This is a genomic window from Streptomyces vulcanius, assembly GCF_042653945.1.
Classification (GTDB): domain Bacteria; phylum Actinomycetota; class Actinomycetes; order Streptomycetales; family Streptomycetaceae; genus Streptomyces; species Streptomyces mangrovi.
The window spans coordinates 179,320-195,538 of the sequence record NZ_JBHSFK010000019.1; the positions used below are offsets into that span (position 1 = coordinate 179,320).

13 protein-coding genes are annotated in these 16,219 nt (G+C 72.7%); 10 read left to right on the forward strand and 3 right to left on the reverse strand.

Going from position 1 to position 16,219, the window contains the following annotated elements; all coding sequences use genetic code 11:
- Window positions 1-31: 31 nt before the first annotated feature.
- The 4 genes from ACFPIH_RS28025 (at window position 32) to ACFPIH_RS28040 (ending at window position 5,638) form a co-directional block, all read left to right on the forward strand.
- Complete coding sequence (locus ACFPIH_RS28025; protein WP_381172851.1) at window positions 32-3,271, forward strand: S41 family peptidase; 3,240 nt, start codon at window positions 32-34, stop codon at window positions 3,269-3,271.
- 91 nt (window positions 3,272-3,362) lie between these two features.
- A complete protein-coding gene (locus ACFPIH_RS28030) occupies window positions 3,363-3,716 on the forward strand; it encodes a histidine triad nucleotide-binding protein (protein WP_381172848.1) in 354 nt (117 codons plus the stop codon).
- Between the two features lie 6 nt (window positions 3,717-3,722).
- The gene (locus ACFPIH_RS28035; RefSeq protein WP_381172845.1) at window positions 3,723-4,628 is read left to right on the forward strand and encodes a ribonuclease Z; all 906 of its coding nucleotides are present in this window, start codon (window positions 3,723-3,725) and stop codon (window positions 4,626-4,628) included.
- A 20-nt stretch (window positions 4,629-4,648) separates the two neighbouring features.
- The gene (locus ACFPIH_RS28040) at window positions 4,649-5,638 is read left to right on the forward strand and encodes an adenosine deaminase (protein ID WP_381172842.1); all 990 of its coding nucleotides are present in this window, start codon (window positions 4,649-4,651) and stop codon (window positions 5,636-5,638) included.
- On the opposite strand, the gene ACFPIH_RS28045 is transcribed toward ACFPIH_RS28040, so the two are convergent.
- Complete coding sequence (locus tag ACFPIH_RS28045; RefSeq protein ID WP_381172840.1) at window positions 5,639-6,673, reverse strand: heme/hemin ABC transporter substrate-binding protein; 1,035 nt, start codon at window positions 6,671-6,673, stop codon at window positions 5,639-5,641.
- An 86-nt stretch (window positions 6,674-6,759) separates the two neighbouring features.
- Here ACFPIH_RS28045 and ACFPIH_RS28050 point away from each other — a divergent pair, with 86 nt between their 5' ends.
- From ACFPIH_RS28050 to ACFPIH_RS28065, 4 genes are read left to right on the forward strand one after another with little or no spacing between them, the layout of a single operon-like run.
- Window positions 6,760-7,491: a hypothetical protein gene (locus tag ACFPIH_RS28050; RefSeq protein WP_381172837.1), complete on the forward strand. Its 732-nt coding sequence runs from the start codon at window positions 6,760-6,762 to the stop codon at window positions 7,489-7,491.
- A gap of 32 nt (window positions 7,492-7,523) precedes the next feature.
- Window positions 7,524-8,366 carry a hypothetical protein gene (locus tag ACFPIH_RS28055; protein ID WP_381172834.1) on the forward strand — a complete coding sequence of 281 codons (843 nt, stop codon included), beginning with the start codon at window positions 7,524-7,526 and terminating at the stop codon, window positions 8,364-8,366.
- Between the two features lie 58 nt (window positions 8,367-8,424).
- A complete protein-coding gene (locus ACFPIH_RS28060) occupies window positions 8,425-8,949 on the forward strand; it encodes a hypothetical protein (RefSeq protein WP_381172831.1) in 525 nt (174 codons plus the stop codon).
- A gap of 20 nt (window positions 8,950-8,969) precedes the next feature.
- Window positions 8,970-11,546, forward strand: a complete 2,577-nt coding sequence (locus ACFPIH_RS28065) for an immunoglobulin I-set domain protein (protein ID WP_381172828.1) — start codon at window positions 8,970-8,972, stop codon at window positions 11,544-11,546.
- 1 nt (window position 11,547) lies between these two features.
- Here ACFPIH_RS28065 and ACFPIH_RS28070 read toward each other — a convergent pair whose 3' ends face one another.
- Window positions 11,548-12,792, reverse strand: a complete 1,245-nt coding sequence (locus tag ACFPIH_RS28070) for an MFS transporter (protein WP_381172824.1) — start codon at window positions 12,790-12,792, stop codon at window positions 11,548-11,550.
- A gap of 173 nt (window positions 12,793-12,965) precedes the next feature.
- Window positions 12,966-13,748, reverse strand: a complete 783-nt coding sequence (locus ACFPIH_RS28075; RefSeq protein ID WP_381172821.1) for an IclR family transcriptional regulator — start codon at window positions 13,746-13,748, stop codon at window positions 12,966-12,968.
- Between the two features lie 157 nt (window positions 13,749-13,905).
- Here ACFPIH_RS28075 and ACFPIH_RS28080 point away from each other — a divergent pair, with 157 nt between their 5' ends.
- Both ACFPIH_RS28080 and ACFPIH_RS28085 read left to right on the forward strand, forming a co-directional pair.
- Complete coding sequence (locus ACFPIH_RS28080; RefSeq protein WP_381173348.1) at window positions 13,906-14,802, forward strand: 5-dehydro-4-deoxyglucarate dehydratase; 897 nt, start codon at window positions 13,906-13,908, stop codon at window positions 14,800-14,802.
- Window positions 14,799-16,100: a glucarate dehydratase family protein gene (locus tag ACFPIH_RS28085; RefSeq protein ID WP_381172819.1), complete on the forward strand. Its 1,302-nt coding sequence runs from the start codon at window positions 14,799-14,801 to the stop codon at window positions 16,098-16,100. Before ACFPIH_RS28080 ends, ACFPIH_RS28085 begins: the two co-directional genes overlap by 4 nt.
- Window positions 16,101-16,219: the final 119 nt, after the last annotated feature.

Below are 16,219 nucleotides of genomic sequence, written 5' to 3' on the forward strand. Positions count from 1 at the left end.
CAGACGGCGCGTCCTTGCCTACAGTGATCGGGTGACACAGCCCGCGACGTCTGCCGCATACCTCAGATTCCCGCACCTGCACGGCGAGTTGGCGGCCTTCACCGCCGAGGACGACGTGTGGCTCGCGCCCCTCGACGGCGGACGCGCCTGGCGGGTCAGCGCCGACAACGTACCGGTCTCCCTGCCCCGTATCTCGCCCGACGGCACCACCGTCGCCTGGACCTCCACCCGCGACGGCGCCCCCGAGGTGCACATCGCCCCCGTGGACGGCGGGCCGACGACCCGGCTCACCCACTGGGGCAGCCCCCAGACCCGGGTGCGCGGCTGGACCCCCGACGGCCGGGTCCTCGCCGTCAGCACCTACGACCAGGCGACCCTGCGCCGCAGCTGGGCCCGGGCCGTCCCGCTGGACGGCGGACCCGCCACCACCCTGCCGTACGGCCCGGTCGGCAACGTCGCCCACGGCCCGCACACCGTGCTGCTGTCCGCGCCGATGGGCCGCGAGGCCGCCCAGTGGAAGCGCTACCGGGGCGGCACGGCGGGCAAGCTGTGGATCGACCTCCAGGGCGAGGGCGAGTTCGTACGGCTGCACGCGGACCTCGACGGGAACATCGAGTACCCGGTGTGGGCGGGGGACAGGATCGCGTTCCTCTCCGACCACGAGGGGACGGGCGCGCTCTACTCCTCCCTCGCCGACGGATCCGATCTGCGCCGGCACACGCCGCATGGGGGCACCTCCCGCTCGAGCGAAGCCGAGAGTGGGGGAGGCTTCTACGCCCGGCAGGCGGCCGGGGACGGCACCCGGGTCGTGTACATGTCCGCGGGCGAGCTGTGGCTCCTTGACGACCTCGACGGCGCCGAACCCCGCCGCCTCGACATCCGGCTCGGCGGACAGCGCACCGACCGCCGCCCCTTCCCGGTGACCGCCGCCCGCTGGCTCGGCGGGGCCGCGCCCGACCACACCGCCCGCGGCAGTGCCGTGGAGGTGCGCGGGGCGGTCCACTGGGTCACCCACCGCTCCGGGCCCGCCCGTGCGCTCGCCGCCGAGCCGGGGGTCCGGGCCCGGCTGCCGCGCACCTTCCGCTCCGAGGGCGAGGAGTGGGTGGTGTGGGTGACGGACGCCGAGGGCGAGGACGCCCTGGAGTTCGCCCCGGCCACCGGACCCGCGGCCGGCTCGGCCCCGCGCCGGCTCGCCGCCGGACGCCTCGGCCGGGTGCTGGAACTCGCCATGGCACCCGACGGCAGCCGCGCCGCCGTCGCCGCGCACGACGGACGGCTGCTGCTCGTCGAACGGGACAGCGGCGAGGTCCGCGAGGTCGACAGCAGCGAGCACGGCGACGTCTCCGACCTGGTGTTCTCCCCCGACTCCGGCTGGCTCGCCTGGTCCCATCCCGGGCCCAGCCCGCTCGCCCAGCTCAAGCTCGCCAACGTCACCGACCTGTCCGTCAGCGAGGCCACCCCGCTGCGCTTCCGCGACTACGCGCCGGCCTTCACCCTCGACGGCAAGCACCTCGCGTTCCTCTCCACGCGCGCCTTCGACCCGGTCTACGACGAGCACGTCTTCGATCTCTCCTTCGTGGCCGGTGCCCGCCCGCACCTCATCCCGCTGGCCGCCACCACCCCCTCGCCGTTCGGCCCGCAGCGGCACGGCCGTCCCTTCGACGCCCCCGACAAGGACGAGACACCCGACAGCGAGGGCACCCCGGCCACCCGGATCGACCTCGAAGGGCTCGCCGACCGGATAGTGCCCTTCCCGGTCGAGGCCGGCCGCTACTCCGGGCTGGCCGCCGCCAAGGACGGCGTGCTGTGGCTGCGCCACCCCGTGCACGGCGTCCTCGGCTCCTCCCGGGCCACACCCGACGACCCCGACCCGAACACCGAGCTGGAGCGCTACGACCTCGTCCAGCAGCGCCTGGAACACCTGGCGGGGGACGCCGACGGCTTCGAGGTCAGCGGCGACGGAAAGCGGCTGCTGCTGTGGACCGACGGCAAGCTCAAGGTCGTACCGAGCGACCGGCGGGCCTCCGGTGACGAGGAGAGCGACACCAACATCACCGTCGACCTCGGCCTGGTCCGCCAGACCGTCGACCCGGCCGCCGAGTGGCGTCAGATGTACGACGAGACCGGCCGCGTCATGCGGGACAACTTCTGGCGCCCGGATCTCGGCGGAGTCGACTGGGCCGGCGTCCTGGACCGCTACCGCCCGCTGATCGAGAAGGTGGCCACCCACGACGACCTGGTCGACCTGCTCTGGGAGGTGCAGGGCGAACTGGGCACCTCGCACGCGTACGTCACCCCGCGCGGCGGCTATGGCCCGGGCGCCCGGCAGGGGCTGCTCGGGGCGGACATCTCCCGTCACGAGGACGGCAGTTGGCGTGTCGACCGGGTGCTGCCCGCGGAGATCTCCGACCCCGACGCCCGCTCCCCGCTCGCCGCGCCCGGGGTCGCGGTGCGGGCCGGGGACGCGATCGTCGCCGTCGCCGGGCATCCGGTGGACCCGGTGAGGGGCCCCGGGCCCCTCCTTGTCGGTACGGCGGGCAGGGCGGTGGAGCTGACCGTGACACCCGCCGGCGGGGGTGAGCCCCGGCACGCGGTCGTGGTGCCCGTCGCCACCGAGGAGCCGCTGCGCTACCACGCGTGGGTCGCGGACCGGCGGGCGTACGTCCACGAGGTCTCCGGCGGCCGGCTCGGCTACCTCCACGTCCCGGACATGCAGGCGCCCGGCTGGGCCCAGATCCACCGTGACCTGCGGATCGAGGTGGCGCGGGAGGGTCTTGTCGTGGACGTCCGGGAGAACCGGGGCGGGCACACCTCCCAGCTGGTCGTGGAGAAGCTGGCCCGGCGGATCGTCGGCTGGGACGTGCCGCGCGGCATGCGGGCGTACAGCTACCCGGGGGACGCGCCCCGGGGGCCCGTCGTCGCCGTCGCCAACGAGTTCTCCGGGTCGGACGGCGACATCGTGAACGCGGCGATCAAGGCGCTCGGGATCGGGCCCGTGGTGGGTACGCGTACCTGGGGTGGCACGATCGGCATCGACAGCCGCTACCGGCTTGTCGACGGCACGCTCGTCACCCAGCCCAAGTACGCGTTCTGGCTGGAGGGTTACGGGTGGGACGTCGAGAACCACGGTGTCGATCCCGACGTCGAGGTCGTCTGCCGTCCCCAGGACTACGCGGCGGGGCGGGATGTCCAGCTCGACGAGGCGGTACGCCTTGCGCTGGCCGCGCTGGAGACCACGCCTGCGAAAACACCGCCCAGCATGCCCACCTAAGGGGCGCGGGGAACTGCGCGATCAACCACGAGTGACCCGCACCCGACGACGATACGATGCGCACACTTAGCCGCACTACCTAGGGGACCGAATGGCAGGGGAACCGCAGGGCGACTGTCTGTTCTGCAAGATCGTCGAGGGGCACATTCCGGCGACCATCGTGCGGGAGACGGAGACGACCGTGGCGTTCCGGGACATAAACCCCCAGGCGCCCACCCATGTCCTGGTGATCCCGAAGGTGCACTACGCCAACGCCGCCGAACTCGCCACCGCCGAACCGACGATCGCCGCGGACGTCCTGCGCGAGGCCCAGTCCGTCGCCGACGAGGACAAGCAGGCCAGCTATCGCATCGTCTTCAACACCGGCAGCGGCGCCGGCCAGACCGTCTTCCACGCGCACGCCCACGTCCTCGGTGGCCGCGGCCTGCAGTGGCCCCCCGGGTGACCCGCCATGTCCGTACGTGAACTCGTGGTCCTGGGGACGGCCAGCCAGGTCCCGACCCGGCACCGCAACCACAACGGCTATCTGCTCCGCTGGGACGGCGAGGGTATCCTCTTCGATCCCGGCGAGGGCACCCAGCGCCAGATGCTCCGCGCCGGGGTCGCCGCGCACGACCTGAACCGGATCTGCGTCACCCACTTCCACGGCGACCACTCCCTCGGTCTCGCCGGTGTCATCCAGCGCGTCAACCTCGACCAGGTCCCGCACCCCGTCACCGCCCACTACCCGGCCTCCGGGCAGCGCTTCTTCGACCGGCTTCGGTACGCCACCGCCTATCGCGAGACCGTCGGGATCACGGAGGCGCCCGTGGGTGAGGACGGGGCCCTGGCGGCCACCTCCTCCTACACCCTCGAAGCCCGCAGGCTCTCCCACCCCGTCGAGTCCTACGGCTACCGCCTCGTCGAGCCCGACGGGCGGCGGATGCTGCCCGAGCGCCTCGCCGCCCACGGGCTGCGCGGGCCGGACGTCGGCCGTGTCCAGCGGGAGGGCACTGTCGGGGACGTCACACTCGACGACGTCAGTGAGATCCGGCGCGGGCAGCGGTTCGCGTTCGTCATGGACACCCGTCTCTGCGACGGCGTGCACGCGCTCGCCGAGGGCGCCGACCTGCTCGTCATCGAGTCGACCTTCCTCGACGAGGACGAGCAACTCGCCGTCGACCACGGACATCTGACCGCCGGTCAGGCGGCCCGCGTGGCCCGGGAGGCCGGTGTGCGGCATCTCGTGCTGACCCACTTCAGCCAGCGCTACTCCGACCCGGAGGAGTTCGAGCGGCAGGCGCGGGCCGCGGGGTTCGAGGGCGAGCTGACCGTGGCCTACGACCTGCTCCGGGTACCGGTTCCGAAACGGCGGTAGAACGGCCGTACGATGCGGTGATGCCCCTGCCGATAGCTGAACTGCACCTGCACATCGAAGGCACCCTGGAGCCGGAGCTGGCCTTCGAACTGGCCGCCCGCAACGGGGTCGCGCTGCCGTACGCCGACGCCGAGGAGCTCCGCAAGGCGTACGAGTTCGCGGACCTCCAGTCCTTCCTGAACCTGTACTACGAGCTGATGGCCGTGCTCAGGACCGAGCGGGACTTCGCGGATCTCGCCGACGCCTATCTCGCGCGGGCCGCCGCCCAGGGCGTCCGGCACGCGGAGATCTTCTTCGACCCGCAGGCCCACACCGCCCGGGGTGTCGACATCGGCACGGTGGTCGAGGGGCTGTGGCGGGCGCTGGGCAACAGCGAGGCCGAGCACGGGGTCTCCACCCGCCTCATACTCTGCTTCCTGCGCGACGAGTCCGCCGAGTCGGCGCTGGAGACCCTGGAGGCGGCCAAGCCCTACCTCGACCGGATCACCGGCATAGGCCTGGACTCCGCCGAGGTCGGGCATCCGCCGGTGAAGTTCCGCGAGGTGTACGAGACCGCGGCCGGGCTGGGCCTGCGGCGCGTGGCGCACGCGGGGGAGGAGGGGCCGCCGGAGTACATCACCGAGGCCCTCGACGTCCTCGGTGTCGAGCGTGTCGACCACGGGCTCAGGTGCGTGGAGGACCCGGAGCTGGTGGCGCGGCTGGTGCGGGAGCGGATCCCGCTGACCTTGTGCCCGCTGTCCAACGTACGGCTGCGGACCGTGGACACCCTCGCCGACCACCCGCTCCCCGCGATGCTCGACGCCGGGCTGCTCTGCACGGTCAACTCCGACGACCCCGCCTACTTCGGCGGCTACGCGGGCGACAACTTCGACGCCGTACGGCGGACCCTCGGCCTGGGTGAGGAGCGGCTGCGCGAACTCGCCCGCAACTCCTTCACCGCCTCCTTCCTGGAGGACGACGAGGAGTTGCGGGCGAGGTACCTCGCCGAGGTGGACGCGTACACGTTCTGATCAGCCCTGGTGGATACGGTCCACCAGGATGTCGATGACGAGTGGGGTGCGCGGGCCGAAGCTCAGCAGCACGCCGTCCTCCAGGTCGACGACCCTGCGGTTCATGCCCGCCGGGGTCTGGGCGATGCCGGGGATCTGGAGGAGGCCGTCGAGGCCGCCGACCGAGTCCAGGCCCTTGGTCATCATCAGGATGACGTCCGGCTGGGCCTGCGCCAGCGCCTCGGTGGTGATCGGGGTGAAGGGGCGGTCCAGACCGGCCTGCGTGCCCGCGTCCACCGCGCCGGCCGCGTCGAGCAGCGAGTCGGCGCCCGAGCCCTTGCCGCCGATGAGATAGACGGCCGCGCTGCCGCGCATGTAGAGGAACGCGACCTTCGGCCTGCTGCCCTCGGGCACGGCCGCGCGGGCGGCGGCGAGTTCGTCGCTCATGCGCGCGTTGAGCGCCTCCCCCGCCGCCGGGACGCCGAGGGCCGCCGCGATCCGGGTGGTCCGGGTGGTGACGTCGGACAGTTTCGTCGCCACATCGAGTACGACGACGGGGATGCCGGCGTCCCGGATCTGGTCGATGGCCTCCTTGGGGCCGGTGTCGGTGTCGGCGAGCACGACCGTCGGCCGCAGCGACAGCACGCTCTCCGCGCTCACGTCGTGCGCCTTGGTGACCTGGGGGAGCTTCTTCGCCTCCTTGAAGGTGGCCGTGATGTCCCGGCCGACGACCCGCTCGCCCAGGCCGAGCGTGAACACGATCTCCGCTACGCCTCCGTTGAGCGGCAGGATGCGCGAGGCGTCGGTGACGGTGACCTTCCGGCCGTCGGAGGAGCCGACGGTGACCGGGAGTTCGGGTGTCGGGGCCTTTCCGGCGAGGGGTACGAGGGTGTTGGCGGCGAGCTGTTTTCCGGCCTTCGCCGCCCGGGCGCTCGCGGACGTCGGCTCCGGGCCGGTCTTCGTGGTCGCCACGTCGGCGCTGCTCGCGCAGGCTCCCGTCAGGAGGGCGAGGGTCAGTCCGAGGGCGGCCAGGCGCCCTCTCCGGATAGCGCGCAATTGCCCATCCTTTCCGCTCCGCTGGTGCACTGGTGAACGATAGTTTAGGTTAGCCTTCCCTTAGTCTTGCGTGGTGGGGGTCTTCCATGGCGTGGTCAAGTGGCCTGCGCGGCCACGGAGTTGGTGCTTCTCTCGCGGTGGCCTCGGCATCCGCCCTGCTGCTCCCGATGGCCTCACCGGCCGTCGCGGCCGGCGGGACGGCAACCGGCCCCGAGGGCCAGAAACTCACCGTGTCCAAGTCGTCCGGCCTCGCCGCGGCGGGCGAGACGGTCACCGTGACCGGCTCCGGCTACAACACCGAGAAGGGCATCTACGTCGCCTTCTGCGTCGACAACGGCGCGGGGAAGACGCCCACGCCCTGTGTCGGCGGCGTCGACATGTCCGGTGAGTCGGGCGCGTCCGCGTGGGTCTCCTCCAACCCGCCGTCCTATGGGGAGGGGTTGGCCGAGCCGTACGGCGGCAGCGCCCACAAGGGCACCTTCAGCGTGAAGATCAAGGTGCGCGCCAAGGACGCCAACACCGACTGCACGGCGTCCGGGGTGAGTTGCGCGGTCATCACCCGCAACGACCACACCCGGGGCGGCGACCAGAGCCAGACGGTACGGATCCCGGTGACGTTCGGATCGGCGGCGTCCACGGGGGCGCCGAGTGCGAGTGCGTCGGCGAAATCGGCCGGTACCGGTACCGCCGACAAGGCGGCCGACGGGTCCATGGCCGGCACCGGCTCCGATCTCGCGCTCCCGGTCGGTCTCACCGCCGCCGGGCTGGTCGCGGCGGGTGCCGGCGCGTGGTTCTGGGCGCGCCGCCGCAGAACCTGACATCACCTCATATCCCCATGGGAGAACCGAATATGGCGAAGAGAACCGGCGCCGTCGCCCTGGTGGCCGGCGCCCTGTTCGCGCTGGGCGCGCCGAGCGCGGCGGCCGGCGAAGGGCGTGTGGAGTGGACTCTGTCCGTTCCCGGCGTCTCGCTCGACGCGGCCGCACCCGCCGTGCGAACCGCTGACGGCAGCGCCTCCTTCCCCACCCTCGACGGTGCCACGGACGCGCTGGAGCTGGGCGGCGCGGCCCGTCTCGAGGGCCCGACGGGGCAGCCCCTCGTCCTCGCCGGACTCCGGCTGCGGCTCGCCGGCGCCGACGACGGTGAGGGTGAGCTGTACGCCCGTACGGTCGTCGACGGCCGCGCCCGCGAACTGGAACTGGCCGAAGTGGCCGGGCTGCGGGCCTCGCTCACCGAGGAGGGGGCGGCGCTGCTGTCGTCCTGGAGCGGCACGGAGTTCGCGGCGGGCGACGGGCTGGGCGAGTTCGAGGTGACGGTGCCGGCGCCGGAGGCGGCCGTCGACCCCGCCGAATCGCCGGCTCCCGAGACCCCGCAACCGTCCCCGTCCCCGTCCCCGTCCCCGTCTCCGTCCCCACGCCTTGCCGAATCCCCGCAGCCGGCTGCCGCCGTCGCCCGCCCCGCCCTCGCCCCCGGCACCGAACAGACCGTCACCGCGGCGGGGTTGACCCCCGGAGCCGTGGTGCTCGTCGCGATCGACGGCGACACGCGCTATCAGGACGTGGTCGACGCGGACGGTCGTATCGCCCGCTCATTTCCCGTGTACACCACGGCAGTTGAGGGCGAGCACACCGTCGAGCTGACCCAAGTGGGCGCTGAACAGCAGGTTGTTGCTGTCGGCTTTACCGTCCATTGACAAACCCAAGAAGATCATAGTTAGGTAAGCCTTACCTAACTTACTAGGGAGGAACTCCATGAGAATCCCCGCCGCCCGCGCCGCGTTCGCCGTCGCCGCCGCAGGTGCCCTGACCCTGGGCCTCGCCACCTCCGCCTCCGCCGCCACCTCGACCCGCAGTGTCGTCGACGGCACCACCACCTACAACCTGTCCCTCACCGCGCCGGACACCGCCGCCGCCTCCGGCCAGGTCATCACCGTCTCCGGCTCCGGCTACAACACCAGCCAGGGCATCTACGTCGGCCTGTGCGTCGTCGACGGCGCCGCGGGAGTCAACAAGCCCAGCCCCTGCCTCGGCGGCCAGGACGAGACCGGCACCACCGGCGCCTCGCACTGGATCAACAACACCTTCGGCGGCCTGTTCGCCAACAGCTCCACGTTCGGGACCGGCGGCACCTTCAGCGTGAGCATCTTCGTCAAGGCCACGCTCGACGACGGCAGCGTCTGCGGCGAGGACGTGACGTGCGCGGTGGTCACCCGCGCCGACCACTTCGACACCAACGACCGCAAGTACGACGTCCACGTCCCGATCACCTTCCAGTGAGACCCGCGGTGGCGCCCCTCATGCAGCTCACGCCTCTCAGGAACAGACGCCCGGCGGCGCTGCTCGGCGCCGCCGCCCTCGTGGCCGCCTCCGTGGCGGTCGGCTCGCTCGCCGCCGGCCCGGTCGCGCAGGCGGCCGACACCCCGCGCACCGCCCTCGGCAGGGACGGCCAGAAACTCACCGTCTCCGCCTCCGCGAACCTCGACCCGGCCGGTGAGACCCTCCGGGTCACCGCCTCCGGCTACGACGGGACCAAGGGCGTCTACGTCGCCCTGTGCAAGGACAACGGCGACAACCGGATCCCCTCCCCGTGCCTCGGCGGCGCCGACCAGACCGGCGGCAGCGGCGCGTCGAAGTGGATCGTCCCGAAGGACTCCGCGGAGGCCCCCGCCGGGATCGCGGTGCCCTGGGGCGACGGCGGCACCTTCGACGTCGAACTGGACATCAAGGCCAAGGACAGCGGCCTCGACTGCCTCTCGGTCGCCTGCTCCGTCGTCACCCGCGTCGACCACAACGGCACCGGCGACCGCTCCCAGGACGTCCGCATCCCCGTCACCTTCCAGGGCCAGGACCCGGGCGACGGCGATGACGGCGGTGACGGCGTGGACGTGCCGGCCGGCACCGTCAGCTACACGAAGGCCGCCGAGTTCACCACCGCAGGGCGCCCGCTGGACCTGCTGCTGCACCCCGACTCCGGGAAGCTGTACGTCGGTTCGGACGACATCGTCGCCACCGCGGGCGTCAGCGAGCAGGGTCTCTACGTCCTCGACCCCGCCGACGGGAAACTCCTCAGCCACATCCAGCAGGCCCCCGGCTCCACCGGCACCCTCGGCAACCGGGTGGTCCGCCGGATCGCCGCCCCGCTCCCCGGCGACGGAGTGGTCTTCAACTACCCGCTGCGCGGCCTCGGCACCGCCAAGGACGGCGACACCTCCGCGGGCGGTGTCTGGCTGACCGGCACCGAGATCACCGGCGTCGGCCCCGGCGCGAGGTCCGGCACCACGCTGGTCGCCCAGGGCGCCGTGGTCGCCGAACGCGACACCGCCACCGGAGCGGTCGTGGACGGCCGCACCCTCACCCTCGACGGCGGGGACGCGCTCGGCGTGGACCTCGCGCACAGGGCGGCCTGGTCCAGCGACCGCACGAACGGCAAACTGCGCCGCATCGACCTCGACACCTTCGAGGTCACGGCGACCGTCGACATCCCCGCCGAGATGGTCTACTTCGTCGAACCGGACCCGGCCACCGGCAACGTGTGGGTGGGCAGCACCACCTCCGTCCTCGTCTTCGACAGGGCCGGTACGAAGATCGCCACGCTGACCGGCACCGACCGGCCCACCGCGGCGGCCTTCGACACCACCACCGGTGAGGCCTTCGTGCTGCGCGAGGACTTCGGCACCGCCGAGGACAACGGCGCGGACAACAACGGCGCCCTGGAGGTCTACGACAGCGCGACCTTCCAGCAGGCCGCCGAGCCGCTCGCGCTGGCCGGCAGCCGGGCCGGCGCCTACGCGGGCGTGGCGGTCACTCCGGGAGCGGCCTCCGTCTACGTCACCAAGCAGGAGGAGAGCAAGGTCGTCAGACTGGACCGCCGGATGTCCCCGAAGGTCGTCCAGTCCCCGACCGACCAGACCGTCACGGCCGGCGACGAGGTCTCCTTCGTCGCCTCCGCCGAGGGCACCCCCGAACCCACGGTGAGCTGGAGCGTCAGCCCCGACGGCGGCCAGACCTGGTCGACGGTCGACGGCGCGACGAAGAACGCGTACTCCTTCACCGGCCGGGCCGCCCAGGACGGGTACGAGTACCGCGCCGAGTTCAGGAACGCCGTCGGTACGACCCGCACCGCCCCCGTCACCCTCACGGTGAAGCAGCCGGGTACCGGCACGGGCGGCGGCGGAGAGACCCCGGCGGCGCCCTCCGGCACCAGGACCGTCACGGGCCCCGAGGGCCAGAGACTCACCGTCACCCCGGTCAACGGCCTCGCCACCGAGGGCCAGACCCTGAAGGTCACCGGCACCGGCTACGACACGGACAAGGGCGTCTACGTCGCCCTCTGCGTCGACAACGGCGACGGTGAGCTGCCCACCCCGTGCGTCGGCGGCGTCGACATGACCGGCGGCTCGCACAGTTCGGCGTGGATCTCCTCCAACCCGCCGGACTACGGCGAGGAGTTGGCCACCCCGTACGGCGACGGCGGCAGCTTCGCGGTGGAGTTGACCGTGGACGCCAAGGACGAGTTCACCGACTGCTTCGAGGCGACGTGCGTCCTCGCCACCCGCGCCGACCACACCCTCTCCGGCGACCGCTCCCAGGACGTGAAGGTCCCGGTCGGCTTCGTCGGCCAGGACCCGGTGGACACGGACGACGACGGCGCCGACACGGGCGGCTCCACGACCGGCGGCGGCTCGGCCTCGGGCGGCACAGGCACCGGATCCGGTTCCGGCACCGGCGGCTCGGGCACGACCACCACCGGTTCCACCCCGGGCGGCAGCCTCGCCTCCACGGGCGCCGCGGTCGGCACGGCAGCGGGCCTCGCCCTGCTGCTCACGGCGGCGGGCTGGTACGTACGCCGACGGGCGCGGGCGGCGGCCGAGTAGGTCAGCTCCCGGACCCCGGCGAGGCACCCGCCTGCCGGGGTCCGGCCGTGTCGTAGGCATCCGGCACGCGGGCCCCTCCCCCTCGCAGCCGTACCGTGTCCACGAACACCACCCGCTCGCCGGTGTGCAGCGCGACCCCGGTCATCGGCACGGCGACGACGAGCAGCACGGCCCCCAGCGCCAGGCCCATCGCCGGGAAACCGGCCCAGGCCGACAGCACGCTTCCGGCCAGCGGTCCGGCCGCCGTGCCCAGGGAGCCCGCCGAGCCGACGAGCACCGCCCAGCGGCCACGCGGGTCCAGCGAGGCGGCCAGCCCGATCAGATACGACAGGACGACCGGGTAGAGCACGTTCCAGGCGATCTGACCGGTCGCGAAGCTCATCGCCCCGGTGGCCGAGGCGTTGCCGGCCACGCACCCGGCGATCAGCACGGTCCCCATCCCGATCGGCACCGCCCGCCCCAGCCGCGTCCCGAGCGCACCGGCGGCCAGCACGCCCATCAGCCCGGCGCCGAGCGCCGCCGCGAACACGGCGCCGACGGCCGCCTCGCTGAGGTGCGCCTGCGTCAGTCCGATCCGTCCGCTCACTCCCCACAGGGAGTTCTGCACCAGGGACCAGCAGGGCATGGCGGCGGCCAGCACGAGCCCGGCCCGCAGGTTGGGCAGCGGGACACGTTCCTCGCGCCGGGCCGTCGCCGTACCGGCGGACGCCGTCCGGCCGGGCAGTCGTCCGGTCAACGGCCATACGGCGAGGGAGGTCAGCGCTATGGCGGCCAGCGGCTGTCCATGACCGGCCCCGAGGTGCGGCACCGTCAGATAGACGGCACCGGCGAGCGCGGACACCCCGAGCAGGCCCAGCGCGGAGGCGCGGTGCGGGTCGGGCTCGGCGGCGATACGGGTCGCGGCGACCGTCGTGGCCGTACCGGAGCCGAAGCCGCCGAGGACCGCGCCCGCGACGACGGCCGGTACGTCACCGGCGAGCGCGGCACCGCCGTAGCCGAGCACCGCCAGCACGAGCCCGGCCCGGGCCAGCGTCCGGGCGCCGATCCGCTCCACGCGGGACGCCAGCAGGAATCCGGCCGAGGACGAACTCAGCAGCAGCGCGCTGCCGACGGTACCCGCCTCGGTGGCGCTCAGCGGCAGCCCGGTGTCGAGCCGGCCGACCACGGTGGGCAGCAGATAGGGGGCGAGATACCCGGCCGCGAAAAGGGCAAGGAGGGGCCAGGGAAGGGTGCGGGGGGCGAACACGGGCGTTCCTGGGCGTGCGAAATGAAGCGGCTCGAAAGGGGGGGCGCAAGCCGTCGACGGACAGGAACGCGCGGGCAATTTGTATCAAGCGCGCGCTGCGCGAAAAAGCCGAGGGTGCGTGATCTGTGTCACATGTTGTTTGTGGTGGGGAAGTGCGGGTAGACGAGGCGCTTTCAACGCCAGTTCACGGACCCTCCCACCCCCGGGGCCGTCGCCTCGATCTTGCCCCTGATCTCCCGCATCACCGCCACGATCCGCTCCTCGTGCTCCGCCGTCAGGCGGGCCACGGGCACCGAGCAGCTGATCGCATCCTGCGCCGGATGCTCGTACCGCAGTGCGAAACCGAAGCCGACGATGCCGGTCACGCCTTCCTCGCGGTCCACGGACCACCCCCGCGCCCGCACCTCCGCCAGGTCCGCCCGCAGCGACTCCCGGCCGGTGTGGGTCTTCGGGGTGAGCGCCTCGTACGGCCCCTCGGGCAGCTCGCCGTCCGGGCGCTCCGCCAGCAGCGCCTTGCCGAGCGCGCCGACGTGTGCGGGCAGGCGCCGGCCGACGCGGCTGATCGTGCGCAGGTATTCGTGCGACTCGCGGGTGGCCAGGTAGGCCACGTCCCGCCCGTCCAGCCGCCCCAGGTGGATCGTCTCGCCCAGGGCCTCGGACGCCTCGTCGAGATACGGCCGGACGAGCCGGACGCGCGGGTCGGAGTCGAGGTAGCTGGTGCCGGTCAGCAGGGCGTGGATGCCGATGCCGTAGAGCGAGCCGGTGATGTCCGTGCGCACCCAGCCCCGGCCGATCAGGGTCTGCAGCAGCGCGTACATCGAGCTGCGCGGCACGCCCAGTTCGTCCGCCAACTCCTGCAGCCGCGCCGGGCGGTCCCCGCGCGCCGCGAGCAGTTCCAGCAGCTCGACCGTGCGCGCGGCCGACTTCACCTCGCGGACGCCCCCGGTTTCTGACATGAGCCGATGGTAGGCGGGGCGTCCCAGGCCATTGACGGTCGGCGTTCGCGTACCTAACCTCCATCTTCATACGTGGATGACGTCTACATAGGGAGATGACAGGGTGGCCCTCGACACGGACACGGACGCGGACACGGTCCGGCGGCTGCGGGAGGGCATGGCGGCCGGCGTGCTGTCGTTCCCGCTCACGAGCTTCCACGAGGACGGTTCGCTCGACCCCGACGGCTTCCGCGCGCATGTCGCGAGCCGGCTCGCCGCCGGCCCCGGCGCGCTCTTCCCCGCCTGCGGCACCGGCGAGTTCTTCTCCCTCGACGAGGACGAGTACCGCACGGTGGTGCGGATCGCGGTCGAGGAGGCGGCCGGGAGCGTCCCCGTCGTCGCCGGCACCGGGTACGGCTGGGCCCAGGCCGCCCGCTTCGCCCGGATCGCCGAGGAGGCCGGCGCCGACGCCCTCCTCGTCCTCCCGCACTACCTCGTCGCCGCCCCGCAGGACGGCCTGGTCGCCCAGCTGGAGCGGATCGCCGCCCGCACCCGACTCCCGCTCATCGCCTACCAGCGCGGACAGGTCGACTTCACGGCCGACTCGTTGAAGCGGATCGCCGCCATCCCCGGCGTCATCGGACTCAAGGACGGCCACAGCGACCTCGACCGCCTCCAGCGCCTCACCCTCGCCGCCCCCGAGGGCTTCCTCTTCTTCAACGGCGCCGCCACCGCCGAGATCCAGGCCCGCGCCTACGCCACCGTCGGCGTCCCCGCCTACTCCTCCGCCGTGCACGCCTTCGCCCCCGAGATCGCCAACGCCTTCCACACCGCGCTGCACAACGGCGACGGGGGCACCGTCGAGAAGCTGCTGCGCGACTTCTACGTCCCCCTCGTCGAACTCCGCGACCGGGTACCCGGATACGCCGTATCGCTGGTGAAGGCCGCCGCGCGACTCCGTGGCGCCCCCGTCGGACCCGTGCGCGCCCCGCTCACAGACCCCTCGGCCACCGACCTCGCCCAGTTGAAGACCCTGCTCAGCACCGGACTCGACCTCGTAGGAGCCGCCCTGTGACCGTCGCCGCGAACCTGACCATCGCCGACGTCCGCCTCACCCCGATCCTGGTCGCCGACCCGCCCCTGCTCAACACCCAGGGCGTGCACCAGCCGTACACCCCCCGGCTGATCGTCGAGGTGGAGACCGCCGACGGGACCACCGGCGTCGGCGAGACCTACGGCGACACCAAGTACCTGGAACTGGCCCGGCCGTTCGCCGCGAAACTGATCGGACGTCAGGTCAGCGACCTCAACGGGCTGTTCACGATCGCGGACGAGGTCGCGGTGGACTCCTCCCGGGTCTCCGGACAGGTCGACGTGGGCGGGCTGCGCGGCGTCCAGACCGCCGACAAGCTGCGGCTGTCCGTCGTCTCCGGCTTCGAGGTCGCCTGCCTCGACGCCCTCGGCAAGGCGCTCGGCCTGCCCGTGCACGCCCTGCTCGGCGGCAAGGTCCGCGACGCCGTCGAGTACAGCGCCTACCTCTTCTACAAGTGGGCCTCTCACCCCGAGGGCGTGGCCTGCGAGCAGGACGACTGGGGCGCCGCGATCGACCCCGCCGGGGTCGTCGAGCAGGCCCGGCGCTTCAAGGAGCGCTACGGCTTCACCTCCTTCAAGCTCAAGGGCGGGGTCTTCCCGCCCGAGGAGGAGATCGCCGCCGTACACGCACTCGCCGAGGCGTTCCCCGGCCACCCCCTGCGCCTCGACCCCAACGGCGCCTGGAGCGTGGCGACTTCGCTGACCGTGGCGAAGGAACTCGGCGACGTCCTCGAATACCTGGAGGACCCCGCGCTCGGTACGCCCGCCATGGCCGAGGTGGCCGCCGCGACCGGCGTACCGCTCGCCACCAACATGTGCGTGACGACGTTCGCCGAGATCCAGGAGGCGTTCACGCGCGGTGCCGTACAGGTGGTGCTGTCCGACCACCACTACTGGGGCGGACTGCGCAACACCCAGCAACTCGCCGCGATCTGCCGGACGTTCGGCGTCGGGGTGTCCATGCACTCCAACACCCACCTGGGCATCAGCCTGGCCGCGATGACCCATGTCGCGTCCACCGTCCCCGATCTCCACCACGCCTGCGACTCCCACTACCCCTGGCAGTCCGAGGACGTCCTGACCGAGCGCCTGACCTTCCAGGACGGCAAGGCCGCCGTCTCCGACGCACCGGGCCTCGGCGTCGAACTCGACCACGACAGGCTGCGGTTCCTGCACCAGCGGTGGCTCGACGACGACGGCACCCTGCGCGACCGCGACGACGCGGCGGCGATGCGCGTCGCCGACCCGGAGTGGGTCACCCCGACCGTCCCCCGCTGGTAGGAAGTGCGACGACCGCGTCCGCCCCCGCCCCACTCCCGGCACGGTGACCAAAGCGGCCCACCCGGGCCCTGCGGGGGCGTGACGGTGCCCGTCGCGGGCCCGGCGGGGATCTGACGCGA